24 protein-coding genes are annotated in these 25,014 nt (G+C 38.0%); all 24 read right to left on the bottom strand.

The window, feature by feature from the left end; all coding sequences use genetic code 11:
• Positions 1–19: 19 nt before the first annotated feature.
• Positions 20–1,324 carry an FADH(2)-oxidizing methylenetetrahydrofolate--tRNA-(uracil(54)-C(5))-methyltransferase TrmFO gene (trmFO, locus tag BG05_RS12750; RefSeq protein WP_002066796.1) on the bottom strand — a complete coding sequence of 435 codons (1,305 nt, stop codon included), beginning with the start codon at positions 1,322–1,324 and terminating at the stop codon, positions 20–22.
• Between the two features lie 48 nt (positions 1,325–1,372).
• Positions 1,373–3,451, bottom strand: coding sequence for a type I DNA topoisomerase (gene topA, locus BG05_RS12745; RefSeq protein ID WP_002088184.1), 2,079 nt, complete (start codon positions 3,449–3,451; stop codon positions 1,373–1,375).
• A 201-nt stretch (positions 3,452–3,652) separates the two neighbouring features.
• Positions 3,653–4,447: a DNA-processing protein DprA gene (gene dprA, locus BG05_RS12740; RefSeq protein WP_003190974.1), complete on the bottom strand. Its 795-nt coding sequence runs from the start codon at positions 4,445–4,447 to the stop codon at positions 3,653–3,655.
• A gap of 88 nt (positions 4,448–4,535) precedes the next feature.
• Positions 4,536–5,438 carry a succinate--CoA ligase subunit alpha gene (gene sucD, locus BG05_RS12735; protein ID WP_002033796.1) on the bottom strand — a complete coding sequence of 301 codons (903 nt, stop codon included), beginning with the start codon at positions 5,436–5,438 and terminating at the stop codon, positions 4,536–4,538.
• A gap of 19 nt (positions 5,439–5,457) precedes the next feature.
• Positions 5,458–6,618 carry an ADP-forming succinate--CoA ligase subunit beta gene (gene sucC / locus BG05_RS12730; RefSeq protein ID WP_002014529.1) on the bottom strand — a complete coding sequence of 387 codons (1,161 nt, stop codon included), beginning with the start codon at positions 6,616–6,618 and terminating at the stop codon, positions 5,458–5,460.
• 193 nt (positions 6,619–6,811) lie between these two features.
• On the bottom strand, positions 6,812–7,585 hold the full coding sequence (locus tag BG05_RS12725; RefSeq protein ID WP_002014527.1) for a ribonuclease HII: 774 nt from the start codon (positions 7,583–7,585) through the stop codon (positions 6,812–6,814).
• Positions 7,586–7,640: 55 nt separating this feature from the next.
• On the bottom strand, positions 7,641–8,531 hold the full coding sequence (ylqF, locus tag BG05_RS12720) for a ribosome biogenesis GTPase YlqF (RefSeq protein WP_002128821.1): 891 nt from the start codon (positions 8,529–8,531) through the stop codon (positions 7,641–7,643).
• A gap of 20 nt (positions 8,532–8,551) precedes the next feature.
• Positions 8,552–9,103, bottom strand: a complete 552-nt coding sequence (gene lepB / locus BG05_RS12715; protein ID WP_002066791.1) for a signal peptidase I — start codon at positions 9,101–9,103, stop codon at positions 8,552–8,554.
• A gap of 100 nt (positions 9,104–9,203) precedes the next feature.
• Positions 9,204–9,548 carry a 50S ribosomal protein L19 gene (rplS, locus tag BG05_RS12710; RefSeq protein WP_002185067.1) on the bottom strand — a complete coding sequence of 115 codons (345 nt, stop codon included), beginning with the start codon at positions 9,546–9,548 and terminating at the stop codon, positions 9,204–9,206.
• A 146-nt stretch (positions 9,549–9,694) separates the two neighbouring features.
• Positions 9,695–10,429, bottom strand: coding sequence for a tRNA (guanosine(37)-N1)-methyltransferase TrmD (gene trmD, locus BG05_RS12705; protein ID WP_002014522.1), 735 nt, complete (start codon positions 10,427–10,429; stop codon positions 9,695–9,697).
• Positions 10,429–10,944 (bottom strand): ribosome maturation factor RimM, encoded by a 516-nt coding sequence (gene rimM, locus BG05_RS12700; protein ID WP_002014521.1) that lies wholly within the window; start codon positions 10,942–10,944, stop codon positions 10,429–10,431. The genes trmD and rimM overlap by 1 nt, the downstream gene beginning before the upstream one ends.
• Positions 10,945–11,065: 121 nt before the next feature.
• Entirely contained in the window at positions 11,066–11,293 is a 228-nt protein-coding gene (locus BG05_RS12695) for a KH domain-containing protein (RefSeq protein ID WP_002088196.1), read from the bottom strand.
• Between the two features lie 14 nt (positions 11,294–11,307).
• Positions 11,308–11,580, bottom strand: a complete 273-nt coding sequence (rpsP, locus tag BG05_RS12690) for a 30S ribosomal protein S16 (RefSeq protein WP_002185065.1) — start codon at positions 11,578–11,580, stop codon at positions 11,308–11,310.
• Between the two features lie 100 nt (positions 11,581–11,680).
• The gene (ffh, locus tag BG05_RS12685) at positions 11,681–13,030 is read right to left on the bottom strand and encodes a signal recognition particle protein (protein WP_002014519.1); all 1,350 of its coding nucleotides are present in this window, start codon (positions 13,028–13,030) and stop codon (positions 11,681–11,683) included.
• A 12-nt stretch (positions 13,031–13,042) separates the two neighbouring features.
• Complete coding sequence (locus tag BG05_RS12680; protein WP_000891061.1) at positions 13,043–13,375, bottom strand: putative DNA-binding protein; 333 nt, start codon at positions 13,373–13,375, stop codon at positions 13,043–13,045.
• 132 nt (positions 13,376–13,507) lie between these two features.
• Positions 13,508–14,497: a signal recognition particle-docking protein FtsY gene (gene ftsY / locus BG05_RS12675; protein WP_002185064.1), complete on the bottom strand. Its 990-nt coding sequence runs from the start codon at positions 14,495–14,497 to the stop codon at positions 13,508–13,510.
• Between the two features lie 14 nt (positions 14,498–14,511).
• On the bottom strand, positions 14,512–18,081 hold the full coding sequence (gene smc, locus BG05_RS12670; RefSeq protein WP_002014517.1) for a chromosome segregation protein SMC: 3,570 nt from the start codon (positions 18,079–18,081) through the stop codon (positions 14,512–14,514).
• Between the two features lie 148 nt (positions 18,082–18,229).
• Positions 18,230–18,967 (bottom strand): ribonuclease III, encoded by a 738-nt coding sequence (rncS, locus tag BG05_RS12665; RefSeq protein WP_002033792.1) that lies wholly within the window; start codon positions 18,965–18,967, stop codon positions 18,230–18,232.
• Positions 18,968–19,025: 58 nt separating this feature from the next.
• Positions 19,026–19,259, bottom strand: coding sequence for an acyl carrier protein (gene acpP, locus BG05_RS12660; protein WP_002014515.1), 234 nt, complete (start codon positions 19,257–19,259; stop codon positions 19,026–19,028).
• A 69-nt stretch (positions 19,260–19,328) separates the two neighbouring features.
• On the bottom strand, positions 19,329–20,069 hold the full coding sequence (gene fabG, locus BG05_RS12655) for a 3-oxoacyl-[acyl-carrier-protein] reductase (protein WP_002014514.1): 741 nt from the start codon (positions 20,067–20,069) through the stop codon (positions 19,329–19,331).
• Positions 20,069–21,013: an ACP S-malonyltransferase gene (fabD, locus tag BG05_RS12650; protein WP_002128825.1), complete on the bottom strand. Its 945-nt coding sequence runs from the start codon at positions 21,011–21,013 to the stop codon at positions 20,069–20,071. The genes fabG and fabD overlap by 1 nt, the downstream gene beginning before the upstream one ends.
• 14 nt (positions 21,014–21,027) lie before the next feature.
• Positions 21,028–22,020, bottom strand: a complete 993-nt coding sequence (plsX, locus tag BG05_RS12645; RefSeq protein ID WP_002128828.1) for a phosphate acyltransferase PlsX — start codon at positions 22,018–22,020, stop codon at positions 21,028–21,030.
• Positions 22,017–22,610 carry a transcription factor FapR gene (fapR, locus tag BG05_RS12640; RefSeq protein WP_002185063.1) on the bottom strand — a complete coding sequence of 198 codons (594 nt, stop codon included), beginning with the start codon at positions 22,608–22,610 and terminating at the stop codon, positions 22,017–22,019. The genes plsX and fapR overlap by 4 nt, the downstream gene beginning before the upstream one ends.
• Positions 22,611–22,698: 88 nt before the next feature.
• Positions 22,699–24,747 (bottom strand): ATP-dependent DNA helicase RecG, encoded by a 2,049-nt coding sequence (gene recG, locus BG05_RS12635; RefSeq protein ID WP_003190964.1) that lies wholly within the window; start codon positions 24,745–24,747, stop codon positions 22,699–22,701.
• Between the last annotated feature and the right edge of the window lie 267 nt (positions 24,748–25,014).

Raw genomic sequence — 25,014 nt, 5'->3', positions numbered from 1 at the left:
GCCTTTGCAAGAAATTTAATTAAATATTTACAAAATTTTGAATTGTTTCCAAAGCGCGTGTAGCATATGCTTCATTTCGCTCTTGTTTCTTTTTAATTTTCTTCTCTAACGGTGTAAATAAACCGAAGTTTGCATTCATTGGCTGGAAGTTTTTCGCATTTGTCGCAGTAATATAATTTGCCATACTTCCCATTGCAGTTACAGGTGGTAATACAACTGGCTCTTCACCTTGTACAAGTCGAGCAGCGTTAATACCCGCTAATAATCCTGATGCTGCTGATTCAACATAACCCTCTACACCAGTCATTTGACCAGCGAAGAATAAATCATCACGTTGTTTATATTGATATGTTGGACGAAGCAAATTAGGCGAATTAATAAACGTATTACGATGCATTACACCATAACGTACAATCTCTGCGTTTTCTAGTCCTGGAATTAGCTGTAACACTTCTTTTTGTGGCCCCCACTTTAAATGTGTTTGGAAGCCTACAATATTGTATAATGTTCCTGCTGCATCATCTTGACGTAACTGAACAACCGCATACGGTGTTTTCCCTGTTTTCGGATCTTCTAACCCAACAGGCTTCATCGGCCCAAATACTAACGTCTGTCTTCCTCTACTTGCCATAACTTCTACTGGCATACAACCTTCAAAGAAAATTTCTTTTTCAAATTCTTTTAAAGGCACTGTCTCAGCAGCAATTAAAGCCTCATAAAAACGATCAAACTCTTCTTCTGTCATTGGACAGTTTAAATATGCCGCTTCACCTTTATCATAACGGGATTTTAAATATACTTTATTCATGTCAATGCTGTCTTTCTCAACGATTGGCGCGGCAGCATCATAGAAATAAAAATAATCTTCACCTGTTAGTTTTTTTAATTGTGCAGAAAGATCAGGAGACGTAAGTGGACCTGTCGCAATAACAGTTGGTCCCTCTGGAATTTCAGTGATTTCCTCATTCATTACAGTTACGTTCGGATGATTTTTCACATATTCAGTCACTTTCGCCGCGAATTCATGACGGTCTACAGCTAAAGCACCTCCTGCTGGTACAGAGCACTCATCGGCTGCACGAATAATGACAGAATCCATTAGACGCATTTCTTCTTTAATAACACCAACAGCATTTGTTAATGTGTTTGCACGAAGTGAGTTACTACATACTAATTCAGCAAATTTATCTGTATGATGAGCTGGTGTTTGCCTTACTGGTCTCATTTCATATAATTTTACTTGGACACCACGCTTTGCAATTTGGTAAGCTGCTTCGCTTCCTGCAAGACCTGCGCCAATGACGTTTACTACTTGTGTTGTCATATATATCACCTTTCCTTTTCTTCCCGAAAAAAATGTGAGCAGTTACGCTCACATTTGTTGTTCTTCTTCATAATCACACGAAATACATTGTACTTGCACGCCTTTTTTTAACTTTTTCTCTACGAGCATACCTTCACACTTCGGACATTTACGACCAATCGGCTTATCCCAAGATACAAAGTCACATTCTGGATACGTACCGCATCCGTAGAAAAGGCGTTTCTTTTTATTACTACGGCGTTCAATAATTTGCCCTTTATCACACTTCGGACAAGTAACACCGATTTCTTTTACAATCGGTTTTGTATTACGACATTCCGGGAAATTTGAACAAGCCATAAACTTCCCATATTTACCCATTTTAAAGACCATCGGGTGACTACATAATTCACAGTCTTCCCCAGCTGGTTCATCTTTAATTTCCACTTCACGCATTTCTTTTTCCGCTTTTTCTAAGCGCGGTTCAAATCCTACGTAGAAATCATCAACAATTTTCACCCAATTTGCATTTCCTTCTTCTACTTCATCAAGGCTTTGCTCCATATTGGCAGTAAATTCAATGTTAATAATTTCTGGGAAAAACTCTAAAATAAGTTCGATTACTATTCCACCAAGCTCAGTCGGAACGAAGCGTTTATTATCTAAAGCAACGTATCCTCGTTTTTGGATTGTTTCAAGTGTCGGTACATAAGTAGACGGTCTCCCAATTCCAAGCTCTTCAAGTGTTCTTACTAGACGAGCCTCTGTATAACGCGGCGGAGGCTGTGTGTAATGTTGCTTTGGTTCTATATCTTTTGAAAATACAGTTTCACCTACTTCTAACGGTGGCAACATCTTATCCTTTTCTTCCGCACCATCATCTTTCGACTCTACGTACACTTTCATAAATCCTGGGAACTTTACAACTGATCCACTTGCACGGAACTGAACATTGTTATTAATGAGTTTCGCTGTAACAGTATCCATTATAGCAGATGCCATTTGACTTGCAACAAATCGCTCCCAAATCAGTTTATACAAACGGAGTTGATCACGACTTAAGAAACTTTTTAGTTCCTCTGGCTTTCTCATTACCGAAGTAGGACGAATCGCCTCATGCGCATCTTGTGCTTTCGACTTTTTCGTTTCTTTCCTCTTCTCTGTTCCTATGTATTCCGCACCAAACGCCTCAGTAATGTAATCACGAGCCTCTGTTTGAGCTGTTTCTGAGATACGTGTTGAATCAGTTCTCATATACGTAATAAGACCTACAGTCCCTTGTTTTCCAAGATCTATCCCTTCATACAGCTGCTGTGCAAGCATCATTGTTTTCTTTGCTCGCATATTTAACTTACGCGCTGCCTCTTGTTGCAAGGAAGATGTTGTAAACGGTAATGCAGGGTTACGCTTTCGCTCTTTTCGCGTTACATTTTCAACCGAAAACGCATTGTCTTTCATCTTTTCGATTATTTCGTTCACTTGTGCTTCGTTCGTTAATTGAACTTTTTCACCATCTACACCGTAAAAGCTTGCTTCAAATGTGTCTTTCCCTTTCACAAATTCTGTTTTAATTGTCCAGAATTCTTCAGGTTCAAAACTTTGAATTTCTTTTTCACGTTCGATGATTAAACGAACTGCTACAGATTGTACGCGTCCTGCACTTAATCCTTTTTTTACTTTCTTCCATAATAAAGGACTAATATTGTAACCAACAAGACGATCGAGTATACGTCTTGCCTGTTGTGCATCTACTAAATCCATATTAATTGCACGAGGATATTTAAATGATTCTTTTATTGCATCTTTTGTAATCTCATTAAATACAACTCGGCAATCTGATTCCACGTCCACATTTAACGTATTTGCTAAATGCCAAGCAATTGCTTCTCCTTCACGATCCGGATCGGCCGCGAGATAGACTTTCTTTGCTTTTTTTGCCGCTGATTTTAAATCTTTTAAAACGGGACCCTTACCACGAATGGTAATATACTTCGGGGTGAAGTTATTCTTTACTTCTATCCCCATTTGGCTTTTAGGTAAATCGCGGACATGTCCCATGGACGCGACGACTTTGTATTTTTTCCCTAAATATTTTTCAATGGTCTTCGCCTTAGAAGGCGACTCCACGATTACGAGGTAATCTGACATGCTAGTGCCTCCTTAAGAGGTGGATTCAAGTCTTCATCAATCTTATTGATTTCTCTTGTTTTTGTCAATCAAGAATGAATATACCATACAGCGACAATCTACCATTTGTCAATAATTGTTTAATAAAAACATAAAAATATATGGTTAATTTAAAATTTCTTCAAGGATATCCTCCGCATTTCTTACTAGCTTTGCGCCTTGTTAAATTAGATGATTCGTTCCCGCTGCACTCTCTATAAATATAGGTCCAGGAAGCGCAAACACCTCTCTATTTTGTTCTAGCGCAAGGTCTGCAGTAATTTTTGCTTCTACAACTAAAACACCTTTACTTATACCGCTAATAATTCGATTTCTTTTTGGGAAATACCATTTTTTCGGCACATAATGAGGCGGATACTCTGTCAATAACAATATATAATCTTTCCACGTGTCATACAAACCTCTATTCTCCTTTGGATACATATAAGATAATCCGTGTCCTAATATTGCAATGGTCGGGCAATGCTGCCTTACTGTAACTTCATGAGCAATTGTATCTATCCCTCTTGCAAAACCACTAACAATAAGCCATTCTTTTTCAAGTAAAGGTTGTAAAATAAACTTCATACTCTCCTTTCCATATAAAGACGGTTCTCTCGTTCCAACAATCGCTAATTTATTTACTTTATTTAGAAAATCTCTTTCTCCTTTTCCGTATAAAACAAAAGGGGGATCTTGTATTTCTCGCAGTAATTGTGGATAGTCCTTATCCCATATTGTTATATAAAATATTCTCTTTTTTTCTAACTGGGATACATATTGTTGGAGATTTGAAATTTGAAGAAAATTTACTAGTTCTAAAGATTTTTCCGAGGATATTCCAGCGTAATATTCAAATTGTTCCGGACTAAAAGTGTATATTCCCTTCAGTTCTGGATCAACATATAGTAGTCTCTCCATCGCCTTCCAATGATCCGCCAACATGTAATGAAGGTGCAATAAACGTTCTCTTTTCATCTCAATTCTCCTTACCCATAATTTTTATTATGTAAACAAAAAATGTGTAAAAAGACACCCTCTAATAAGAAGGTGTCTTTCAAAAAGATTAGTAGTTTTTACAAGTCTCAAATAATCCCTTTTCTTTTAAAACAGAGATTAATGTTTCACCCATAACAGCTGGTGTTTCCGCTACTTTAATACCACAAGCTTCCATTGTTTTAATCTTTTCAGCAGCAGTTCCTTTGCCGCCAGAAATGATCGCCCCAGCATGACCCATACGTTTGCCTTCAGGCGCTGTTTGACCACCAATGAAGCCTACAACTGGTTTTGTCATATTAGCTTGTACCCATTCTGCTGCTTCTTCTTCTGCCGTACCGCCGATTTCACCAATCATAATTACAGCATGCGTTTCTTCATCTTCATTAAATGCTTTTAACGCATCAATAAAGTCCGTACCGTTAACAGGGTCTCCCCCGATACCTACAGCAGTAGATTGGCCAATACCTTCTTGCGTTAACTGATGTACAGCTTCATACGTTAATGTACCAGAGCGAGATACGATACCAACATGACCTTTTTTGTGAATATATCCTGGCATAATACCAATTTTACATTCGTCAGGTGTAATGACACCAGGGCAGTTTGGTCCAAGTAAACGTGTATGTTTACCCGCCATATATCTCTTTACGTTTACCATATCTAATACAGGGATTCCTTCAGTAATACATACTACTAAATCAACCTTTGCATCAACAGCTTCCATAATTGCATCAGCCGCAAAAGCGGGTGGAACGTATACAACTGAAGCGTTTGCGCCTGTTGCTTTCACAGCATCTTCTACTGTATCAAATACTGGTACGCCTTCAATATCAGTGCCACCTTTACCTGGTGTTACACCACCTACAATTTTCGTACCGTATTCAATCATTTGCTTTGTATGGAATAACCCTTGAGAACCTGTAATACCTTGAACAATAACTTTTGTATCTTTATTAACTAATACGCTCATTTTTCTCCCCCGCTTTCTATTAGCCCACTAGTGAAACAATTTTTTGTGCACCGTCTGCCATAGATTCTGCTGCAACAATATTTAAACCAGACTCATTTAAAATTTTCTTTCCTAGCTCTACGTTTGTACCTTCAAGACGTACAACTAAAGGCAACTCAAGACCTACCTGCTTCGTCGCTTCAATAACACCTTCTGCGATAACATCACACTTCATAATGCCACCAAAAATGTTAACGAAGATACCTTTTACATTTTTGTCAGAAAGGATAATTTTGAATGCTTCTGTAACTTTTTCAGCTGTTGCGCCGCCACCAACATCTAAGAAGTTAGCTGGGTCACCATGGTAATGTTTAATGATATCCATTGTAGCCATTGCTAAACCTGCACCATTAACCATACAACCGATATTTCCATCTAAAGGAATGTAGTTTAAGTCATATTTAGAAGCTTCAATTTCTTTTGAATCTTCTTCTTCAAGATCACGAAGTTCTAAAATATCTTTATTGCGATATAACGCATTAGAATCAAAGTTTAATTTTGCATCTAACGCCATAACTTTACCGTCACCTGTTGTAACAAGTGGATTAATCTCAGCGATAGAGCAATCTTTTTCGATAAACGCACTGTATAAGCCCATCATAAACTTCACAGCTTGTCCTACAAGTTCTTTTGGAATATTGATGTTAAACGCGATTCTACGCGCTTGGAAACCTTGTAAACCTACTGCTGGATCAATATATTCTTTAAAGATTTTTTCAGGCGTTTTTTCTGCTACTTCTTCAATTTCTGTTCCACCTTCTTCAGATGCCATTAAAACAACTTGAGAAGTTGCACGATCTAATACAAGACCTACATAATATTCTTTTTTAATATCGCAACCTTCTTCGATAAGTAAGCGTTTTACTTCCTTACCTTCAGGACCTGTTTGATGCGTCACAAGTGTAGTTCCTAAAATGCTTTCTGCATATGTACGAACTTCTTCTAAATTTTTCGCAACTTTTACACCGCCAGCTTTGCCGCGTCCACCAGCGTGAATTTGCGCTTTAACTACACATACTTCCGTTCCTAATTCTTTCGCTGCTTCTACAGCTTCTTCTACTGTAAATGCAACCTTCCCGTTCGGAACGCTAACCCCATAGCTTCTAAGGACTGCCTTACCTTGGTACTCATGGATATTCATGGTCCCATCCTCCCCTGTTTTCCTGTTTTACTCGAAAAGTTTTTTAATGTTTAAAAAACATTACATTGCCATTGTATAAGATGATTGGCACGCTGTCTACAATAAAGTGTCAGAAAACTGAAATCGCTTTATTCTTTTTCGAAAATAATAATGTTTATATACCAAAATAAAAAATAAGCTGTGAATATACAGCTTATTTTTGAATCATATCTTTAATTGGCGCGAATGATTTTCGATGTTCCTCTAATACTCCATGTACTTCAATCGCTTCTAAATGCTGTTTCGTCCCATATCCCATATGTTGTTCGAATCCATATGCAGGATACTTTCCTCCTAACTCTTTCATCATGCGGTCTCTCGTCACTTTCGCAATAATAGATGCAGCTGAAATAGAGACACTTTTCGCATCACCTTTAATGATTGATGTTTGCGGAATTGATGTAGGAAGCTTCATCGCATCGATTAATAAATATTCTGGTGTACATGATAAATTAGCAACGGCATCTAACATCGCTTGCTTCGTCGCTTGATAAATATTTATTTCATCAATAACTTGTGGTGATATAATTCCAACTCCAATCGCAATTGCATGCTCTTTAATTTCATCATAAAAACGCTCACGTTTCGCTTCACTTAATTTTTTCGAGTCATTTAATCCTGGAATATAAAAATCTTCCGGAAGGACGACAGCCGCCGTCACAACCGGTCCTGCTAACGGCCCACGCCCCACTTCATCAATACCAGCAATGTATGTGAGCCCTTTTTCACGTAACTCATTTTCGTACTTTGACATTTCTAGAAATTTTTCTCTTTCTTTTTGCGCTAACTCTTTTTGTTTATACCACTTCAAAATTAGTTTTTGAACACCTTTTCGCTCATCTTTCACTAACATTTGAAAACGCTCGTCTTCTTCATTCATAATTTCTTGCAGCAAACATTCCGCTTCATGAATAGTCATTTTTTGCATCTATTTACACTCCTTTTAAACGTAACCAAAAAGAAAAGACGTACAAACGCACGTCTTATACTTCTTCTACTTTTTCCGCATCTTCTACCTGCTCTGCAAACTCTTCTGGTGTTTCAAACGTCATTTTTCCAAATCTTCCACCACGAAGCTCACGAAGTATAAGCTCAGATGTTTTATCATAATCAATCATTCCGCCGCCCATTAAGCAACCTCTATTTTTTCCAATTGCATCAAATAACTCCACAATTTCTTCTGGAATGTCATTTAAATTATATCTCTCTTTTAAACGTTCTGGATAATGTTTTTCCATAAAACGTAACGCATAAATAGCTACATCCTGTAGATTTAATATAGAATCTTTAATTGCACCAGTCGTCGCTAAACGAAGACCAACTAATTCATCTTCAAATTTAGGCCACAAAATACCTGGTGTATCTAATAATTCCATTTCTTTCCCAACTTTAATCCACTGCTGGGCCGTTGTCACACCAGGACGATCTCCTGTTTTTGCTATATTCTTCTTCGCTAATTTATTAATTAGTGTAGATTTACCAACGTTTGGAATACCTACAATTAAAGCACGAATTGCTCTTGGTCTAATGCCTTTAGCAACCATTTTATCGAATTTTTCTTTGACAAGAACTTTACAAGCTGCTGCAATTTCTTTCATACCTTGTCCAGCTTGCGCATTAATTGAAATTGCCTTTTGACCTCTTTCATCAAAATATGCAATCCACTGCTTTGTAAGACGATCATCCGCCATATCCGCTTTATTTAAAACAACAAGCCTTGGTTTATGTGTAATAATTTCATCAATCATTGGATTACGAGAAGATAAAGGTAATCGAGCATCTACAAGCTCAATTACAACATCAATTAACTTTAATTTTTCTGTTACTTGGCGTCTAGCCTTTGCCATATGTCCTGGGAACCATTGAATTACCATGTTGCCACCTTCTTTTTCTTTTATTTCACAATACGTGCATCTTTTAACGGCCAATATAGCATATTTGCTTTACCAATCACTTGGTCCATTGAAATTGTACCAATCGAACGGCTATCTTTACTAAAACGACGATTATCGCCTAAAACAAATAATTGACCTTCTGGAACAGTTTTCTTTCCTGTCATTTCTTCAAGAGTAAAATCATATGTAAGCGGTCCGTCAGCAAGTTGTTTTTTCTGCTTATCTAAATACGGCTCCTCATAAGGTTTCCCGTTAACATATAGTTTATCATTACGGTATTCGATTTCGTCGCCTGGCAGGCCAATAATACGCTTAATATAATCTTTTTCTTCCGTCGCTCGGAATACAATAATATCAAAGCGTTTGGGATCACCTATGTGATAGCCAATTTTATTAACAATCATTCGATCACGGTCATGTAAAGTCGGCGACATCGATACACCGTCTACGAGAATTGGGGCAAAGAAAAACTGTCTAATTACGCCCGCTAATACAACAGCAATCAAAATTGCTTTGATCCATTCCCAAAGTGAGCTCTTCTCTTTCTTCATACTTTCCCCTCCACTGTTATGTAAGCTGCTCGTATTATACCAAAATTTCATATAGATTGGAAAAAGGGAGCTTGTGTATTTACAAGCTCCCATACATGTCTTATCGAATTTCTTTAATACGTGCTTTTTTACCGCGAAGGTTACGTAAGTAGTATAACTTAGCACGACGTACTTTACCACGGCGAAGTACTTCGATGTTCGCGATTCTTGGCGTGTGAATTGGGAATGTACGCTCAACACCTACACCGTAAGAAATCTTACGAACTGTGAATGTTTCACTGATTCCGCCACCACGACGTTTAATTACAACACCTTCGAAAAGCTGAATTCTTTCACGAGTTCCCTCAACTACTTTTACGTGTACACGTAAAGTGTCTCCAGGACGGAATGAAGGAAGGTCAGTTTTCAATTGGCCTTTTGTGATTTCTGTGATTAATTGTTGCATATTAAATTCTCTCCTTTAAACAGATGCTCTTATAAAGTCTTATTAAATTACAGCGGAACATCGTTAATACGGCTACTGATTTCAGTAGCACAAATGTTATAATAGCATATTGCTAGGACTGTTGCAATAGAAAATATATCAAGCCCTTATCGGTCTTCTTTAATCTGTTCCAGCCATTTCTCTTCTTGCTTAGATAATTCTCGTTCTTCCAGTAAATCCGGTCTACGTGTGTACGTACGACGTAGTGACTCTTTATGGCGCCATTCATCAATGTTTTTATGATTTCCTGACATTAGTACATCCGGTACCTTCATACCACGAAAATCAGCAGGACGTGTATAATGTGGGTGTTCTAACAAACCTGTGCTAAAAGAGTCTTCCACTTGTGACGTTTGATTCCCAAGCACTCCTGGCAAAAGACGTACAACACTGTCAGTGACTACCATAGAAGCCAATTCTCCACCCGTTAATACGTAATCCCCAATAGAAATCTCATCTGTTACAAGATGCTCACGAATTCGTTCATCGTATCCTTCATAATGGCCACATACAAAAATAACATGCTCTTCTCCAGCAAGTTCTTCTGCCTTCTTCTGCGTGAAACGCTCTCCTTGTGGACACATTAAGACGATTCTCGGCTTACGGTCTGTTTCCTTCGTTAACTCTTCTACTGCGTCAAAGATAGGCTGTGGGGTTAATACCATACCAGCGCCCCCACCATACGGATAATCATCTACACTATTATGCTTACTAGTTGTATACTCACGAAAATTGACAACACGAAGCTCTACCGCTTCTTTTTCTTGTGCTTTCTTTAAAATTGAAGAACCAAATACACCCGTAAACATATCTGGAAACAATGTTAAAATGTCAATTTTCATTATAGTAGCCCTTCCATTACATGAATGGTTACTAATTTATTTTCAATGTTAACTTGAAGTACAACGTCATCAATATAAGGAATTAACAAATCTTGACCCTTTGGACGTTTAATCACCCAAACGTCATTCGCACCAGGAGATAGAATCTCTTTGATTGTCCCTAACGCTTCTCCTTCTTCCGTTACAACGTTGCAACCAATAATTTCATGGTAGTAGTATTCACCTTCAGCTAGTTCGCCTAACTGCTCTTCTGGTACTTTTATTAAAGAACCTTTTAACTTCTCTACTTCATCTACATTGTTGTATCCTTCAAGTGTTAATAAATCAAATGTCTTATGTTGACGATGAGAAGTTACCTTCACTGTAAGATAGTCTGTACCTTTCTCATCCCATATGTATAACGTGTTCCCTACTTTATATCGCTCTTCTGGAAAATCAGTACGAGAAATAACACGAATTTCTCCTTTTACGCCATGAGTATTTACAATTTTCCCTACATTAAACCATTTTGTCATAAATAGTATGTCACCCCTGGTTTCTATATAAATTAAGCATTTCCATTTTATATATGGAACATGCAATTTCTCTTTAAATGTTAAAAAAGGGAGAGGAAATAACTCCTCGCCCTTTTTACGTTTATTGAATTTCCAGTGTGACGTTCTCATCATTATGATGTCCCACTGAATACAAGAGCATTCTAATCGCTTTCGCAACTTTCCCTTGCTTTCCAATGACTTTTCCAACATCCTCAGGATGTACAGTTAATCGATACTTTATTTCTCCGTTGCAAAGTTCCTGTGTAACTTTTACATCTCCAGGATGATCCACAAGAGGTTTAACAATTGTCTCGACTAACATTTTCATTGTCATTGCCTCAATTACTTACCTAGTTTAGATAAGTGGAATTTCTCCATGATACCTTGGTTAGAGAAAAGGTTACGAACTGTATCAGATGGTTTAGCACCATTTCCTAACCATTTTAATGCTGCTTCTTCGTTGATCTTAACTTCCGCTGGTTGAGCAACCGGATTGTAAGTACCGATTTCCTCAATGAAACGTCCGTCACGAGGAGAACGAGAATCTGCAACAACTACACGATAGAAAGGAGTTTTTTTAGCTCCCATACGTTTTAAACGAATTTTAACTGCCATTTATAAAGCACCTCCGAATTTATTTCACACAGATAATTATATTAGCAAAAAGACTATTGCTTTGTAAAGTATTTTTTCTTAACAGAGCCATCTTTTTTCCTTACATGAATGGAAACTTCAATCCACCTAGTCCTTTTTTCTTACCTTTTTGCATTCCCGTCATCGTCTTCATCATTTTTTTCATATCATCAAATTGCTTGATTAGACGATTGATTTCTTGTACCGTTGTACCGCTACCTTTGGCAATGCGCTTTTTACGACTAGCATTGATTATTTCCGGTTGTTCTCGTTCTACTTTAGTCATAGAACGAATAATTGCCTCAATATGCCCAATTTGTTTTTCATCAACTTGTGCATTTTTCAGCCCTTTAATTTTATTTGCACCAGGAAGCATTCCTAACAATTCGTCAAGCGGTCCAAGTTGACGCACTTGTCCAAGTTGTTCTAGGAAATCGTCAAGCGTAAACGAAAGCGTACGCATTTTTTGCTCAAGTTCTTTTGCTTTCTCTTCATCAACTGTAGCTTGCGCTTTTTCAATTAATGTTAAGACGTCGCCCATCCCTAAAATACGGGATGCCATACGTTCTGGATGGAACGCTTCAATTGCATCTAGTTTTTCACCCATACCAGCAAATTTAATTGGTGTATTTGTTACAGCCTTAATAGATAATGCCGCACCACCGCGCGTATCACCATCTAATTTCGTTAATACAACACCTGTTAATCCTAACTGTTCATGGAAACTTTGTGCTACATTTACCGCGTCTTGTCCTGTCATCGCATCGACAACAAGGAAAATTTCATCCGGTTTCGCAACTTCTTTGACTTTCGCTAATTCACCCATTAGTTCTTCATCAATATGCAGGCGACCCGCTGTATCGATTAAAACGTAATCGTGATGATCTTCTTTTGCTTTCGCAATCGCTTGTTTCGCAATTTCAACCGGACTTACTTGATCTCCTAAGGAGAAAACAGGCATGTCCAATTGCTTCCCTAATGTTTCAAGCTGTTTAATCGCTGCTGGACGGTAAATATCCGCTGCAACAAGCATCGGTTTACGATTATGCTTTTTACGAAGCAAATTTGCAAGCTTACCTGTCGTCGTTGTTTTACCCGCACCTTGCAGACCAACCATCATTATAACAGTAGGTGGCTTATTAGCAACAGCAATTTTGCTTTGCTCTCCGCCCATAAGTTCTGTAAGTTCTTCCTGTACGATTTTAATTACTTGTTGTCCAGGTGTCAAACTTTTCATTACATCTTGTCCGACAGCACGCTCAGACACACGCTTTATAAAATCTTTTACTACTTTAAAGTTAACATCCGCTTCTAAAAGAGCTAGACGAACTTCTCTCATCATTTCTTTTACATCGGCTTCAGAAACTTTTCCTTTGCCGCGGATTTTTTGCATTGTCTGTTGAAGTCGGTCGGCTAATCCTTCAAATGCCATATTGCCGCCCTCCTAATCTAATTTTTCGATAGCTTCAACAACTTGTTTCATTTCTTCATTTACATGCTCTTCTTCGCTGATTAGCTGTTTTAGCTTTGCAACAAGTCGCTGTCGCTCTTGAAACTTTTGAAGTAATACTAATTTATCTTCATATTCTTCAAGCATCGCTTCAGTCCGTTTAATGTTATCATACACGGCTTGGCGACTTACATCAAATTCTTCCGCAATTTCACCAAGAGATAAATCATCTAGATAATAAAGCGACATATAACTTCTTTGTTTTTGCGTTAACAACGATTGATAAAAATCAAATAAATAGTTCATTCTCGTTGTTTTCTCGAGCATGTTGGATCATCCTTTGTTAAGTGATTTCCCTTTACATGACTTAGTTTACATGGAGTATAAAAGAGTGTCAAGTTTTTTTCTTAACATCACATATTTTTATAAAAAAAGAAGCGGAAATACCGCTTCTTTCACTTACACTTCTTCTGTTTCTACTACGTTCGCAAACAAACCATAAACATATTGTTCTGGATCAAACTGTTGCAGATCATCCATTTGCTCTCCTAGCCCAACAAATTTCACCGGAACATCCATTTCGTTACGAATCGCTAAGACGATACCACCTTTAGCAGTTCCATCTAACTTCGTTAAAACAATACCAGTAACATTCGTGGCTTCACGGAATGTTTTCGCTTGACTTAAACCATTTTGCCCTGTTGTTGCATCAATAACAAGTAATACTTCATGAGGAGCCCCTGGTACTTCACGCTCAATTACGCGCTTCACTTTCTCTAACTCATTCATTAAGTTTACTTTATTTTGTAAGCGTCCCGCTGTATCACATAGCAATACATCCACTTTACGGGCCTTTGCCGCTTGTACAGCATCATACATAACAGCCGCTGGATCAGATCCTGACCCTTGTTTAATTACTTCTACACCAACACGATCGCCCCATACTTCTAATTGCTCAATCGCCCCAGCACGGAATGTATCTCCTGCCGCCAATAGGACAGACTTACCTTCTGATTTAAATTTATGTGCAAGCTTACCAATCGTCGTCGTTTTCCCCACACCATTCACACCAACAAATAAAACTACTGTTAATTGATCCTCTTGTATATTAACTTCATTACTAAAATCGCTGTCACCTTTGTAAATGCCCACTAGCTTTTCAGAAATAACAGCCTGTACTTCTTTCGGATCTTGAATGTTACGACGTTGCACTTCTTCTTTCAACTGATCAATTAATTCCATCACTGTCGAAACTCCGACATCCGCACTAATTAAAATTTCTTCTAATTCTTCAAAGAAATCTTCGTCTATTTTGCGGTAACGGTACACTAATTCATTTACTTTATCAGCAAATGAATTTCTCGTTTTTTCTAATCCTTGTTTAAACTTCTCTGTTACCGTATCCGTTTGTTTTGAAATTTTTTCTTTTAATTTTTTTAAAAAGCTCATACTTCCCATCCTTCCTATCTACTTGCAACAAGTTCTTCGCCATCATCTAAACGAACAGAAACAAGCTTCGACACCCCTGACTCTTGCATTGTTACACCGTACAATACATCAGACTCTTCCATTGTACCTTTTCGGTGTGTAATTACAATAAACTGCGTTTCATCACTAAATTTCTTTAAATACTGCGCAAAACGAGCAACGTTTGCCTCATCAAGAGCTGCTTCCACTTCATCTAGAACACAGAATGGAACTGGGCGTACTTTTAAAATACCAAATAAGAGCGCAATTGCCGTTAAAGCACGCTCTCCCCCTGAAAGTAAACCTAAATTTTGTAGTTTCTTCCCTGGTGGTTGCGCTACAATATCAATACCCGTATTTAGTAAATCTTCTGGGTTTGTCATTACTAAATCCGCTCTTCCACCTCCGAATAATTCAGAGAATACAGATTGAAACTCTGTTCGAATCCCTTCGAATGTAGTAGAAAAGCGTTTTTTCATCTCTTCATCCATTTCCGTAATAAGTTGATGCAATGTCGATTTCGCTTCTTCTAGGTCATCTCTTTGCTCTAATAAGAATGTATGGCGCTCTGCTACACGTTCATACTCATCAATTGCCCCTAAATTTACTGCGCCTAACTCTTCAATGGATAGTTTAATTAGTTTCACCTTTTTACGTGCATCTTCTGCAGGCATCATCATTGTATACTTAAGTTTTGCTGCTTCAAATGAAATAGTATATGTTTCACGTAAATGTTGCAATCTATTTTCCAGCTCTACATCAAGTCGGTTAATTTTCACTTCTTGATCTTTCAGCATCTCAAGAATATATTTATGTTTACCTATTGTTTCTTTCACACCGCGCTCTAAATGCTCGACTCTTTCTTGCAATGATACGCGTTGTTCACGACGAGAACGAATTAACTCCGAAGTTTGATTACGATCATACGCTTTCTTCTCAATCATATTCGTAATTTGTTCTTCGCCACTTGAATTAGATGTCATCTCTTGCTTTAAGAACGCTAAATCTTCTTTCGTTTTTACAAGCGTCGCATCAGTCTCTTCTTTTTCCTTCGTCAATCGTTCGACTTTTTCTTTTTGATTAGACAAACGTTGTTGTTGTTCAGCAGCTTGTACTTTTAGCTCCGTCATTTCCTTCTGAACTTTTTCTTTTGAAGAATATTGTTCACTTTTTTGTTTCGTTAAAACGACGATTTTGCTATCTAATTCCCCAATCTCAGCTTGAAGAGTCGCTAAAATCTTTTCTAACTCTTCTTTGCGCCCTTGCATTTTTACTTGATCTTGTAAAAATCCTTCAATCTCTAAATCGTAAATCGATAAACGATCATTAATACGATGTTCATCTAATTCTAAACGATTAATTTCTTCTCTTAGCTTCTGTTCATCTACACGTTCGGTCTCTACACCTTGGCGTAACTCTCGTATTTGTACTTCTTTTTCTTGAATCTCTTGCTTTACTGCTTTAACAAAGTTTTCTAGCTTCGTTGTTTTTTCTTCCATGTCAGTTAGTTTTTTAGTCCACTCTTCAAGTTCACGTTGACGTCCCAATAAAGAGGATTTCGCCTGTTTTACAGCTCCACCCGTCATAGAACCACCCGGGTTCACTACGTCACCTTCGAGTGTTACAATACGATAGCGGTATTGCAGTTGTTTCGCTAACTCATTTGCTCCGCGTAAATCTTTCGCAACAACAACTGTACCTAATAAACTTGAAACTACATTCTCATATTTATTATTGTACTGCACAAGTTCTGCCGCTACACCGACAAACGATGGATGCTGATTCACAATGCGTAATTGATCAAATGATAGCGATCGGCTTTTAATAACAGCTTGAGGTAAAAACGTTGCACGGCCATGTTTATTTTGCTTTAAAAATGCAATTGCATTACGAGCATGCTCTTCTGTTTGTACTACGATATGTTGCATCGCTGCCCCAAGGGCGATTTCCATTGCGATTTCATATTCTTTCGGCACAGTCAGAAGTTCTGCAACAGCTCCCTCAATACCTTGTAGTCTATTTTCTCTAGCCTTTAATACTTCACGTACCCCTTGATAGAAGCCAGAGTAGTCCTCTTGCATCTCTTCTAACATTTCTTTCCGAGAGCGCGCCTGTTGCACAAATTGATACGCTTGATACAGTTTCGTTTCATTTTCACTATACTGTGACTTACATTTCCCAAGTGCCGTTTCTGTCTTCTGTATGTTAGAAATAATGCCAGCTATTTTCTCTCTCGCTTGCTCATAACTGTCTACAAGTTTCGCCTTTTTCGCTGTAATTTCCACACGCATCTGTACATACTTTTCATTTTCTTCATCAAGTCGTTCGTTTTTAGAGTTTTGCTGTTTTGATTGTTCTTCAATCATAGATAATTCATTACGAAGACTTGCTTGTTGATTTAAAAGTTCAATATAGTCACCTTTTAAATTCTCAATTTGTTCCTCTAAATTCTCAGCAAAAGTCGCAAGTAATTGCTCGTTATCATGCAATTTCTTCTCCAATTCTTTTACTTGATTCACAAATTGCATTAAAGCTTCTGTACTTGTTTCAATTTCGCCATCATAACTTGTAGTTTTCTCTGTTAACTCAACAATTAGCTTTTCAAGCTGCGCACAATGTGTCGTTGCATTTTGCTTTCTTTCCTTTAACAGCTCGCGTTGCCCTTCTAGTTTTTCTAGTTCTTTACTAGACAGAAGTAGAACTTCTTGTAAGGAATTTACAGATTCATCAACGGCTTGTAATTGCCCGCGTAATTCCTCAAGCTCTTCTTCACTTTTTTGTAAGTTCGCCGACATTTTAGCTTCTTCATCTTTATTATGCCCAAATTGATTTCGAAGCGCTTCCCACTTTTCATGTAATTCTTCAATTTCATGTACAATAAGCGCAGCTTCTACTTTCTCTAATTCTTCTTTTTTCTCAAGATAATCTTTCGCAATAGAAGCTTGTCTTTCTAGTGGTTCTACTTGACTACTTAATTCGTGAATAATATCTTGTACACGATTTAAGTTTTCTTGTGTTTCCGCCAATTTCCCTTCAGCTTTCTTTTTACGAAGTTTATATTTCAGCACACCCGCAGCTTCTTCAAATACACCACGACGTTCTTCTGATTTGCTACTCAAAATCTCTTCGACTTTCCCCTGGCTAATAATCGAAAAAGCTTCCCTTCCCATACCAGAGTCCATAAATAAATCAATAATATCTTTTAATCTACAAGATTGTTTATTAATATAAAAATCACTATCACCCGAACGAGATACACGACGCGTTACACACACCTCGTTATACTCAATCGGTAAGCGTTGGTCTTCATTATTTAAAGTTAATGTAACTTCAGCAACATTAACCGCTCTTCTCGTATCACTGCCGGCAAAAATAATATCCTCCATCTTTGCACCGCGTAATGACTTTGCAGATTGTTCACCAAGTACCCAGCGAATTGCATCAGTAATATTACTTTTCCCGCTCCCGTTAGGTCCTACTACAGAAGTTACACCTGGAACAAAATCGACAGATACACGCTCAGCAAAAGACTTAAATCCTGCTATTTCTAATCTTTTTAAAAACACGAAAGGCCTTCCTCCTATTCTCCGTTGTTGTAAACGTTGTCTGTACGAAAACAAACTACTATACGGATTTCCCACTCCTTTTATTTATAAATAAAAGGAAAGTTTCATTCTATGCATAAGGAACCCCCCTTATTCAAAGGGGGATTCCTCATGATTGTTCTTTTAATTTTTTCAATGCTTCTGCAGCAGCTTGTTGCTCTGCCTCTTTTTTTGACTTACCACTTCCAAGACCTAATGCCTCATTATTTAAAGTTACACGGGACACAAATTCTCGGTTGTGGGCCGGTCCTTTTTCTTGCAAAATTTGATACTCAACATTGCCACTACCATCACGCTGAATCAATTCTTGCAATTGACTCTTATAATCCATCACATGAGAAAAAGCACCTTCATTAATTTTTGGATATACAACTTCTTTTAAGTATCCCCAAACTGTTTCTAGCCCTTGATCAAGATAAAGGGCACCAATAAACGCTTCAAAGACATCCGCTAATAAAGCTGGTCGTTCACGTCCACCCGTCATTTCCTCACCTTTCCCTAATAAAACAAGGCTACCAAATGACATTTCGTTTGCAAAACGAACAAGAGATGGCTCACATACAATAGCTGCACGTAGTTTTGTTAACTCTCCTTCGCTCATTGTCGGATATTTTTGAAACAGATACTGTGATACAGTGAGTTCCAATACAGCATCGCCAAGAAACTCAAGACGCTCATTGTCCTCATGCGGTTTTTTTCGATGCTCATTCACATACGATGAATGCGTAAACGCTTGAATCAATAATTTTTCATCTGTAAACGTAATACCTATCTCTTCTTGAAATACTTTAAATGCTTCACGATATTTTGCTTCGTATTTTTTTTCTCTATGTTTTCGGTACGGCATAGGTCCCTCCAGATATAAGCCGAGAAGCCCCGTTAAAAAACGGGACTTCACTTAAGCATTATAGATGACTCTCTATGTAAGTCACAGCATCGCCAACAGTAGCAATCTTTTCAGCATCTTCATCAGAAATTTCCATTTCGAATTCATCTTCTAATTGCATTACAAGTTCTACTACATCTAGGGAGTCTGCGCCTAAATCTTCTTTGAAGCTTGCAGCTGGTACTACTTCAGTTTCTTCTACTCCTAAACGATCAACGACAATTTTGGTTACACGCTCTAAAACATCTGCCATTCTATTCACCTCCCCTCAAATATTATATAAAATATTGTCCAAAAAAACTAGTTGAAATCGATTCTTTTATTACATTACCATACCGCCATCAACATTTAACGTTTGACCTGTAACATATTTACTTTGATCAGAAGCAAAAAACGTTACAGTATTTGCGATATCTTGTGCTTCTCCAAACTGAGCTGCAGGAATTAATTTTAACATTTCGGCTTTTATATTTTCATCTAATACATCCGTCATATCAGTTGCAATAAACCCTGGAGCAATTGCATTTACAGTAATATTTCGGCTCGCTAATTCTTTTGCTGATGTTTTTGTTAATCCAATTACACCAGCTTTAGCAGCAACATAATTTGCTTGTCCTGGGTTTCCTGTTACACCAACAACAGAAGCGATATTAATAATACGTCCATGACGTTGACGCATCATATAGCGCGATACTGCTTTCGTACATAAGAAAACACCTTTTAAGTTTGTATTAATAACTGTATCCCATTCTTCTTCTTTCATACGCATTAATAAATTATCTTTTGTTACACCAGCGTTATTTACAAGAATATCAACTTGTCCAAACGTATCTACAGTTTGTTTCACCATTGCAGTAACATCATCAGCATTTGCAACATCTGCTCTTACTGCAATGGCATCTGAACCTAATTTCTTTATTTCATCAACTACTTCATTCGCCTTTTGCTCATTACCAGCATAATTTACTACAACATTTGCCCCTTGTTTCGCTAAATCAATAGCAATCGCACGACCAATCCCACGTGAAGCACCAGTTACTAATGCTACTTTCCCTTTTAACATCAGCTTTCTCCTCTCAAATTTGAAATGGTATCTTTTAATGTCTCTTCATCATATACCGCATATGCTTTCACTGAAGAATCAATCGACTTCATAAGACCAGCAAGTACTTTTCCAGGTCCGATTTCAATAAATGTATCTACCCCTTGATTCACCATATACTCAATAGATGGGTACCATAATACAGGCGAATAGAGCTGTTCAATTAGCTTTGCTTGAATATCTGTACCACGCGTAATAACATCTGCCGTAACATTTGCAATAACAGGAATATTCGTGTCTTGAATTGTAATTTCATTTAAAACACTTTGGAATTTCTCAGCAGCTGGTTTCATAAGCGAGGAATGAAACGGTCCACTTACTTTGAGCGGAATTGCTCTTTTAGCACCATTTTCTTTCGCTCTTTGAGAAGCGAGTTCTACTCCTTGCTTTGTTCCAGAAATAACAATTTGCTTCGTACTATTCATATTAGCAATTTGTACTGCATATCCTTCACTTGTTACTTCTTCTGTAACTCGTTTCAGCATATCCGGATCCGCACCTAAAATAGCTGCCATTGCACCTTCCCCGCCTGGAACAGCTTCTTCCATATATTCCCCGCGTTTCCTTACAGCATATACAGCGTCTTCGAATGTTAATGCACCAGCAGCTACAAGAGCGCTATATTCACCTAAACTATGTCCTGCGACAAAATCAGGTGTAATATCATACTCCTTCAAAGCTGTTAAAATTGCAAAGCTCGTTGTTAATAGTGCCGGCTGCGCATTTGTCGTTAATGTTAACTTTTCTTGCGGTCCTTCAAAAATCACTTCTGAAAGAGAATCATGCAAAACCTCATCCGCTTTTGCAAACACTTTCGCAACCTCTTTATTATTCTCCGCTAACTGTCTACCCATTCCAACTGCCTGTGAACCTTGGCCCGGAAAAAGAAATGCTATTTTTCCCATTTCAAATCCTCCTCTTATTGAAGCGGCTCCTTCTCCATTACACTTGAAATTGTAGGAATTACTTCTTTCGCTACCATTTCTCTCGTTTGACGAATCGCACTAAATATCGATTGGTCATTAGAAGAACCGTGAGCCTTAATGACAGGAGCTTTCAATCCAAACAACGCCGCTCCCCCATACTCCGAATAATCCATTTTATCTTTCAATACCATAAGTTTTGGTTTTAATACCGCTGCTGCTAATTTGCTCGTAAACGAACTCATTAATTGTTCTTTTAACATAGAGAATAACGCAAGTGCTGTTCCTTCTAATGATTTTAGCGCTACATTACCCGTAAAACCATCACATACAACAACGTCTGCTACACCTTGCAATAAATCTCTTGATTCAACGTTTCCAACGAAATTAATTGGTGCATCCTTGAGCATAGCAAAGACTTGTTTTGAAAGCTCGTTTCCTTTACCATCCTCTGTTCCAACGTTTAAAAGTCCAACGCGTGGATTTTTAATTCCTCTTACCTTCTCTGCGTAAACAGAGCCCATTACTGCATATTGATATAAATGAATTGGTTTTGCATCAACGTTGGCTCCAACATCTAACATAACAAAACCTTCTCCATCAACAGTTGGCATTGTAGGTGATAAAGCTGGTCGTTCAATTCCTTCCATACGACCAACAACAAACAATCCAGCTGCCATCAAAGCTCCTGTACTACCTGCTGATATACAAGCATCCGCTACGCCGTCTTTTACTTGCTGCGCCGCTAGTACCATTGAAGCTTGTTTTTTTCGACGAACCGCTCTTACTGGTTCGTCTGTCGATTCAATTTTTTCGTCCGTATGAAGTATAGTAATTCGCTCTTCACTCGTTAAATATTGACGAATTCCCTCTTCTTTCCCTACTAACGTAATATGTAAATCTGAGTATTCCTTAATAGCTTTCATTGCTCCTAATACTACAGCCTTTGGTGCATGATCGCCGCCCATTGCATCTATTGCGATTTTCATAAGTTGTTACCTTCCTCACTATAATTACTAGATCGATACATTTCAAAAGTGCCTGTAAAGACAAGTTCTTCTCCAACAAAACTACGCACTTTGACAACCGTCCGTCCTTTATCATTCTCTACATCTTCAACACGTACTTTTGCAACAACACGCTCTCCTAATTTTACAGGACGAATATATCGAATGGTGGACTTTGCAGTTAAAGCTAATTCTTCATCAATAACCGCAACAGCTAGTGAGTTTGCTTGTGCAAACAAATGATGCCCACGAGCAATTTGATTTCTTTTAAATACATGTTCTACCTTTACTTCAAAGATAGAAATCGCATGTCTATCTAATTCTATATCAATAATTTCTCCGACAACCTCTTCTAACGGTAAAGATTTCACATCTTCTTCATGTTGTTTTGTAGCCACATACTTAATTCGTTCTCTTAATTCAGGAATAGATAATTCCATACGATCAAGACGAACAGTTTGTATGCTCACTTGAAATTTTTCCGCTAAATCTTCATCCGTTATAAAAGGATTCGTTTCTATTGTTTGTTGTAATAATTCTTGTCTTTCTTTTTTACTTCTTCTTTTTTTCATACCGCACCATCCATTTTTATGACTAGGTACTAAAAGTAGTATATAATCATTAAAAGTAGAATGCAACAAAAACTTTTGCAGACTACTTTTAATCGAGCTTCTCTCCCTGGAACACACCTGTCCCATCAAGATAAGTACGCAGCGAAGCATACTGATCATTATGCCAAAACGCTTCTGAATCAACTAGTATCGCTGCATCTTGTCTTGCTGTTTCTAACGCCCGATAATCATGTACCATATCAGCAACCTTAAATTCTGGTAGACCACTTTGCTTACTTCCAAAGAAATCCCCAGGACCTCGTAACTCTAAATCTTTTTCTGACAATACAAATCCATCATTTGTTTCAGTCATAATGCGCATTCTTTCTTTTCCCGTTTCTGATTTCGGGTCCGCAATTAATAAACAATATGATTGTTCACTACCACGCCCAACACGCCCCCTCAGCTGATGGAGCTGTGATAAACCGAAACGTTCCGCGTCATAAATAACCATAACAGTCGCATTTGGTACATTCACGCCTACTTCAACAACTGTTGTCGACACAAGAATTTGCACTTTATTTTCACTAAACTGTCCCATTATCTCTTCTTTTTCTTGAGATGATAGTCTCCCATGCATTAATCCAACTTGGCATTTCCCTTGATAATGATGAGTCAGCATACTATGTAAGTCGATAGCATTTTGTACATCAAGCTTCTCAGACTCTTCAATAAGAGGGCAAATAACATATGCCTGTCTTCCTTTTTTTATCTCTTTCTCCACAAAGCCGAGGACACGATCTAACATATCATGTTTTGCCCAGTACGTTTCGATTACCTTTCTACCAGCTGGCATTTCGTCGATAATAGAAACGTCCATCTCTCCAAATGCAGTGATAGCTAACGTACGCGGGATTGGGGTCGCCGTCATAAACAATACATCTGGACTTTCACCTTTCTCACGTAAAACCCGGCGCTGCGCCACACCAAATCGATGCTGTTCATCGGTAATAACGAGACCTAACCTATGAAATATAACTTCGTCTTGAATTAAAGCGTGCGTTCCAACAAGGATGTCTACTTCTCCTTGTTCTAATCTCGACAAAATTTCTCGACGTCTCGCACCTTTAACAGAACTTGTTAGCAATTCAACCTTCATACCGAAATGTGAAAACGTCTCCGTGAGCGACTGATAATGTTGCTCAGCTAAAATTTCTGTAGGAACCATCAAAGCACCTTGATAATGAGCCAATTTCGCCGCATAAAGAGCAATCGCAGCAACAACTGTTTTCCCAGAACCTACATCCCCTTGCAATAATCGATTCATTCGGTACGGAGATATCATATCTTTCATTATTTCATCTACAACCCGGCGTTGTGCGCCAGTTAATGGAAACGGAAGCGCATCAGTAAACTCTTGCAATTCTACTAATGAAATTTCCTTTTTCGTCCCTTTCGAGTTTTCCCTTTCCATTTTCCGTAATGTTTGCATTTTCAACTGAAACAAGAAAAACTCCTCATATACAAAACGGCGACGCGCTTGCTTTAAGTCTTCCTGTCCCACTGGAAAATGTAACCCTCTGAGCGCTTCATAGCGTGATAATAATTTATATCGACTTAACAAACCATCTGGTAACACTTCGACTATAGAATCTCCATACTCCTTAAATGCTTGTGCAACAAACCGGCGCATCTGTTTTACTGTCAGTTTTCCTTTCACTGAATATACAGGTTCTACTTCTTGTTGTCGTACAACCGGTCCAAAATTCAGTTCTGATACAGCAATTGTTTGGCGATGCTGATCCCATTTACCAGTAATCGTTACCGTTTCATCTAAATTTAACTTTTGTTTATAGTATGGTCTATTAAAACATACAGCTGTAATTAAATAACGACCGACGAGAACACGAACTGTAAGACGTGACTTCTTCTTCCCATAATATTGCAGTAAAGGAGCACTATGAACTTTCCCCTCAACCGTTACACGCTCGTCATGCTTTACTTCAGCAAGATCTTTCATCGCATAGTCTTCATAGCGGTACGGAAAATGTTCTAATAGATGAGAAACTGTATAAATTCCCATCTCGTGTAACAACTCAGATGTTTCTCCTCCGATTCCCTTTACATCCGTAACAGGAACTTGTACAACTTCATTCAAGATTCTCACGCTCCGTCACATTATTTTCTTTGATTCATTCTATTGATTATCCATTATTATCATTGACATCTGTAATCGCTCTCTTTCACCTTATATATTCTATCATAGGCATTCTAAGAGAAACTACTCTAATCCCTCTGTATAAAGTGAAACTATAATCAGTGGGCGTTTACGGGCAGTTAATCTCCCACTTAACTTCTTTGCTCCAGCCGAATATAGGGGGTGGAAGTTTTACTGCCCACAAATAGCGGGATAAAACAAAGTTGT

Origin of the sequence: Bacillus mycoides (assembly GCF_000832605.1) — a bacterium.
GTDB lineage: Bacteria > Bacillota > Bacilli > Bacillales > Bacillaceae_G > Bacillus_A > Bacillus_A mycoides.
This window is presented reverse-complemented; position numbering and strand designations above follow the sequence as displayed.

Bases quoted from the DNA above. Each gene is read 5' to 3' on its own strand.
- sucC (WP_002014529.1), bottom strand. From the start codon at position 6,618: ATGAATATCCATGAGTACCAAGGTAAGGCAGTCCTTAGAAGCTATGGG.
- rpsP (WP_002185065.1), bottom strand. From the start codon at position 11,580: ATGGCAGTTAAAATTCGTTTAAAACGTATGGGAGCTAAAAAAACTCCT.
- topA (WP_002088184.1), bottom strand. From the start codon at position 3,451: ATGTCAGATTACCTCGTAATCGTGGAGTCGCCTTCTAAGGCGAAGACC.
- fabD (WP_002128825.1), bottom strand. From the start codon at position 21,013: ATGGGAAAAATAGCATTTCTTTTTCCGGGCCAAGGTTCACAGGCAGTT.
- BG05_RS12695 (WP_002088196.1), bottom strand. From the start codon at position 11,293: ATGAAAATGTTAGTCGAGACAATTGTTAAACCTCTTGTGGATCATCCT.
- rncS (WP_002033792.1), bottom strand. From the start codon at position 18,967: ATGCCGTACCGAAAACATAGAGAAAAAAAATACGAAGCAAAATATCGT.
- rimM (WP_002014521.1), bottom strand. From the start codon at position 10,944: ATGACAAAATGGTTTAATGTAGGGAAAATTGTAAATACTCATGGCGTA.
- fapR (WP_002185063.1), bottom strand. From the start codon at position 22,610: ATGAAAAAAAGAAGAAGTAAAAAAGAAAGACAAGAATTATTACAACAA.
- ftsY (WP_002185064.1), bottom strand. From the start codon at position 14,497: ATGAGCTTTTTAAAAAAATTAAAAGAAAAAATTTCAAAACAAACGGAT.
- plsX (WP_002128828.1), bottom strand. From the start codon at position 22,020: ATGAAAATCGCAATAGATGCAATGGGCGGCGATCATGCACCAAAGGCT.
- acpP (WP_002014515.1), bottom strand. From the start codon at position 19,259: ATGGCAGATGTTTTAGAGCGTGTAACCAAAATTGTCGTTGATCGTTTA.
- dprA (WP_003190974.1), bottom strand. From the start codon at position 4,447: ATGAAAAGAGAACGTTTATTGCACCTTCATTACATGTTGGCGGATCAT.
- sucD (WP_002033796.1), bottom strand. From the start codon at position 5,438: ATGAGCGTATTAGTTAATAAAGATACAAAAGTTATTGTTCAAGGTATT.
- lepB (WP_002066791.1), bottom strand. From the start codon at position 9,103: ATGAAGAAAGAGAAGAGCTCACTTTGGGAATGGATCAAAGCAATTTTG.
- trmFO (WP_002066796.1), bottom strand. From the start codon at position 1,324: ATGACAACACAAGTAGTAAACGTCATTGGCGCAGGTCTTGCAGGAAGC.
- fabG (WP_002014514.1), bottom strand. From the start codon at position 20,069: ATGTTAAAAGGGAAAGTAGCATTAGTAACTGGTGCTTCACGTGGGATT.
- trmD (WP_002014522.1), bottom strand. From the start codon at position 10,429: ATGAAAATTGACATTTTAACATTGTTTCCAGATATGTTTACGGGTGTA.
- ylqF (WP_002128821.1), bottom strand. From the start codon at position 8,531: ATGGTAATTCAATGGTTCCCAGGACATATGGCAAAGGCTAGACGCCAA.
- BG05_RS12680 (WP_000891061.1), bottom strand. From the start codon at position 13,375: ATGCTCGAGAAAACAACGAGAATGAACTATTTATTTGATTTTTATCAA.
- rplS (WP_002185067.1), bottom strand. From the start codon at position 9,548: ATGCAACAATTAATCACAGAAATCACAAAAGGCCAATTGAAAACTGAC.
- ffh (WP_002014519.1), bottom strand. From the start codon at position 13,030: ATGGCATTTGAAGGATTAGCCGACCGACTTCAACAGACAATGCAAAAA.
- BG05_RS12725 (WP_002014527.1), bottom strand. From the start codon at position 7,585: ATGCAAAAAATGACTATTCATGAAGCGGAATGTTTGCTGCAAGAAATT.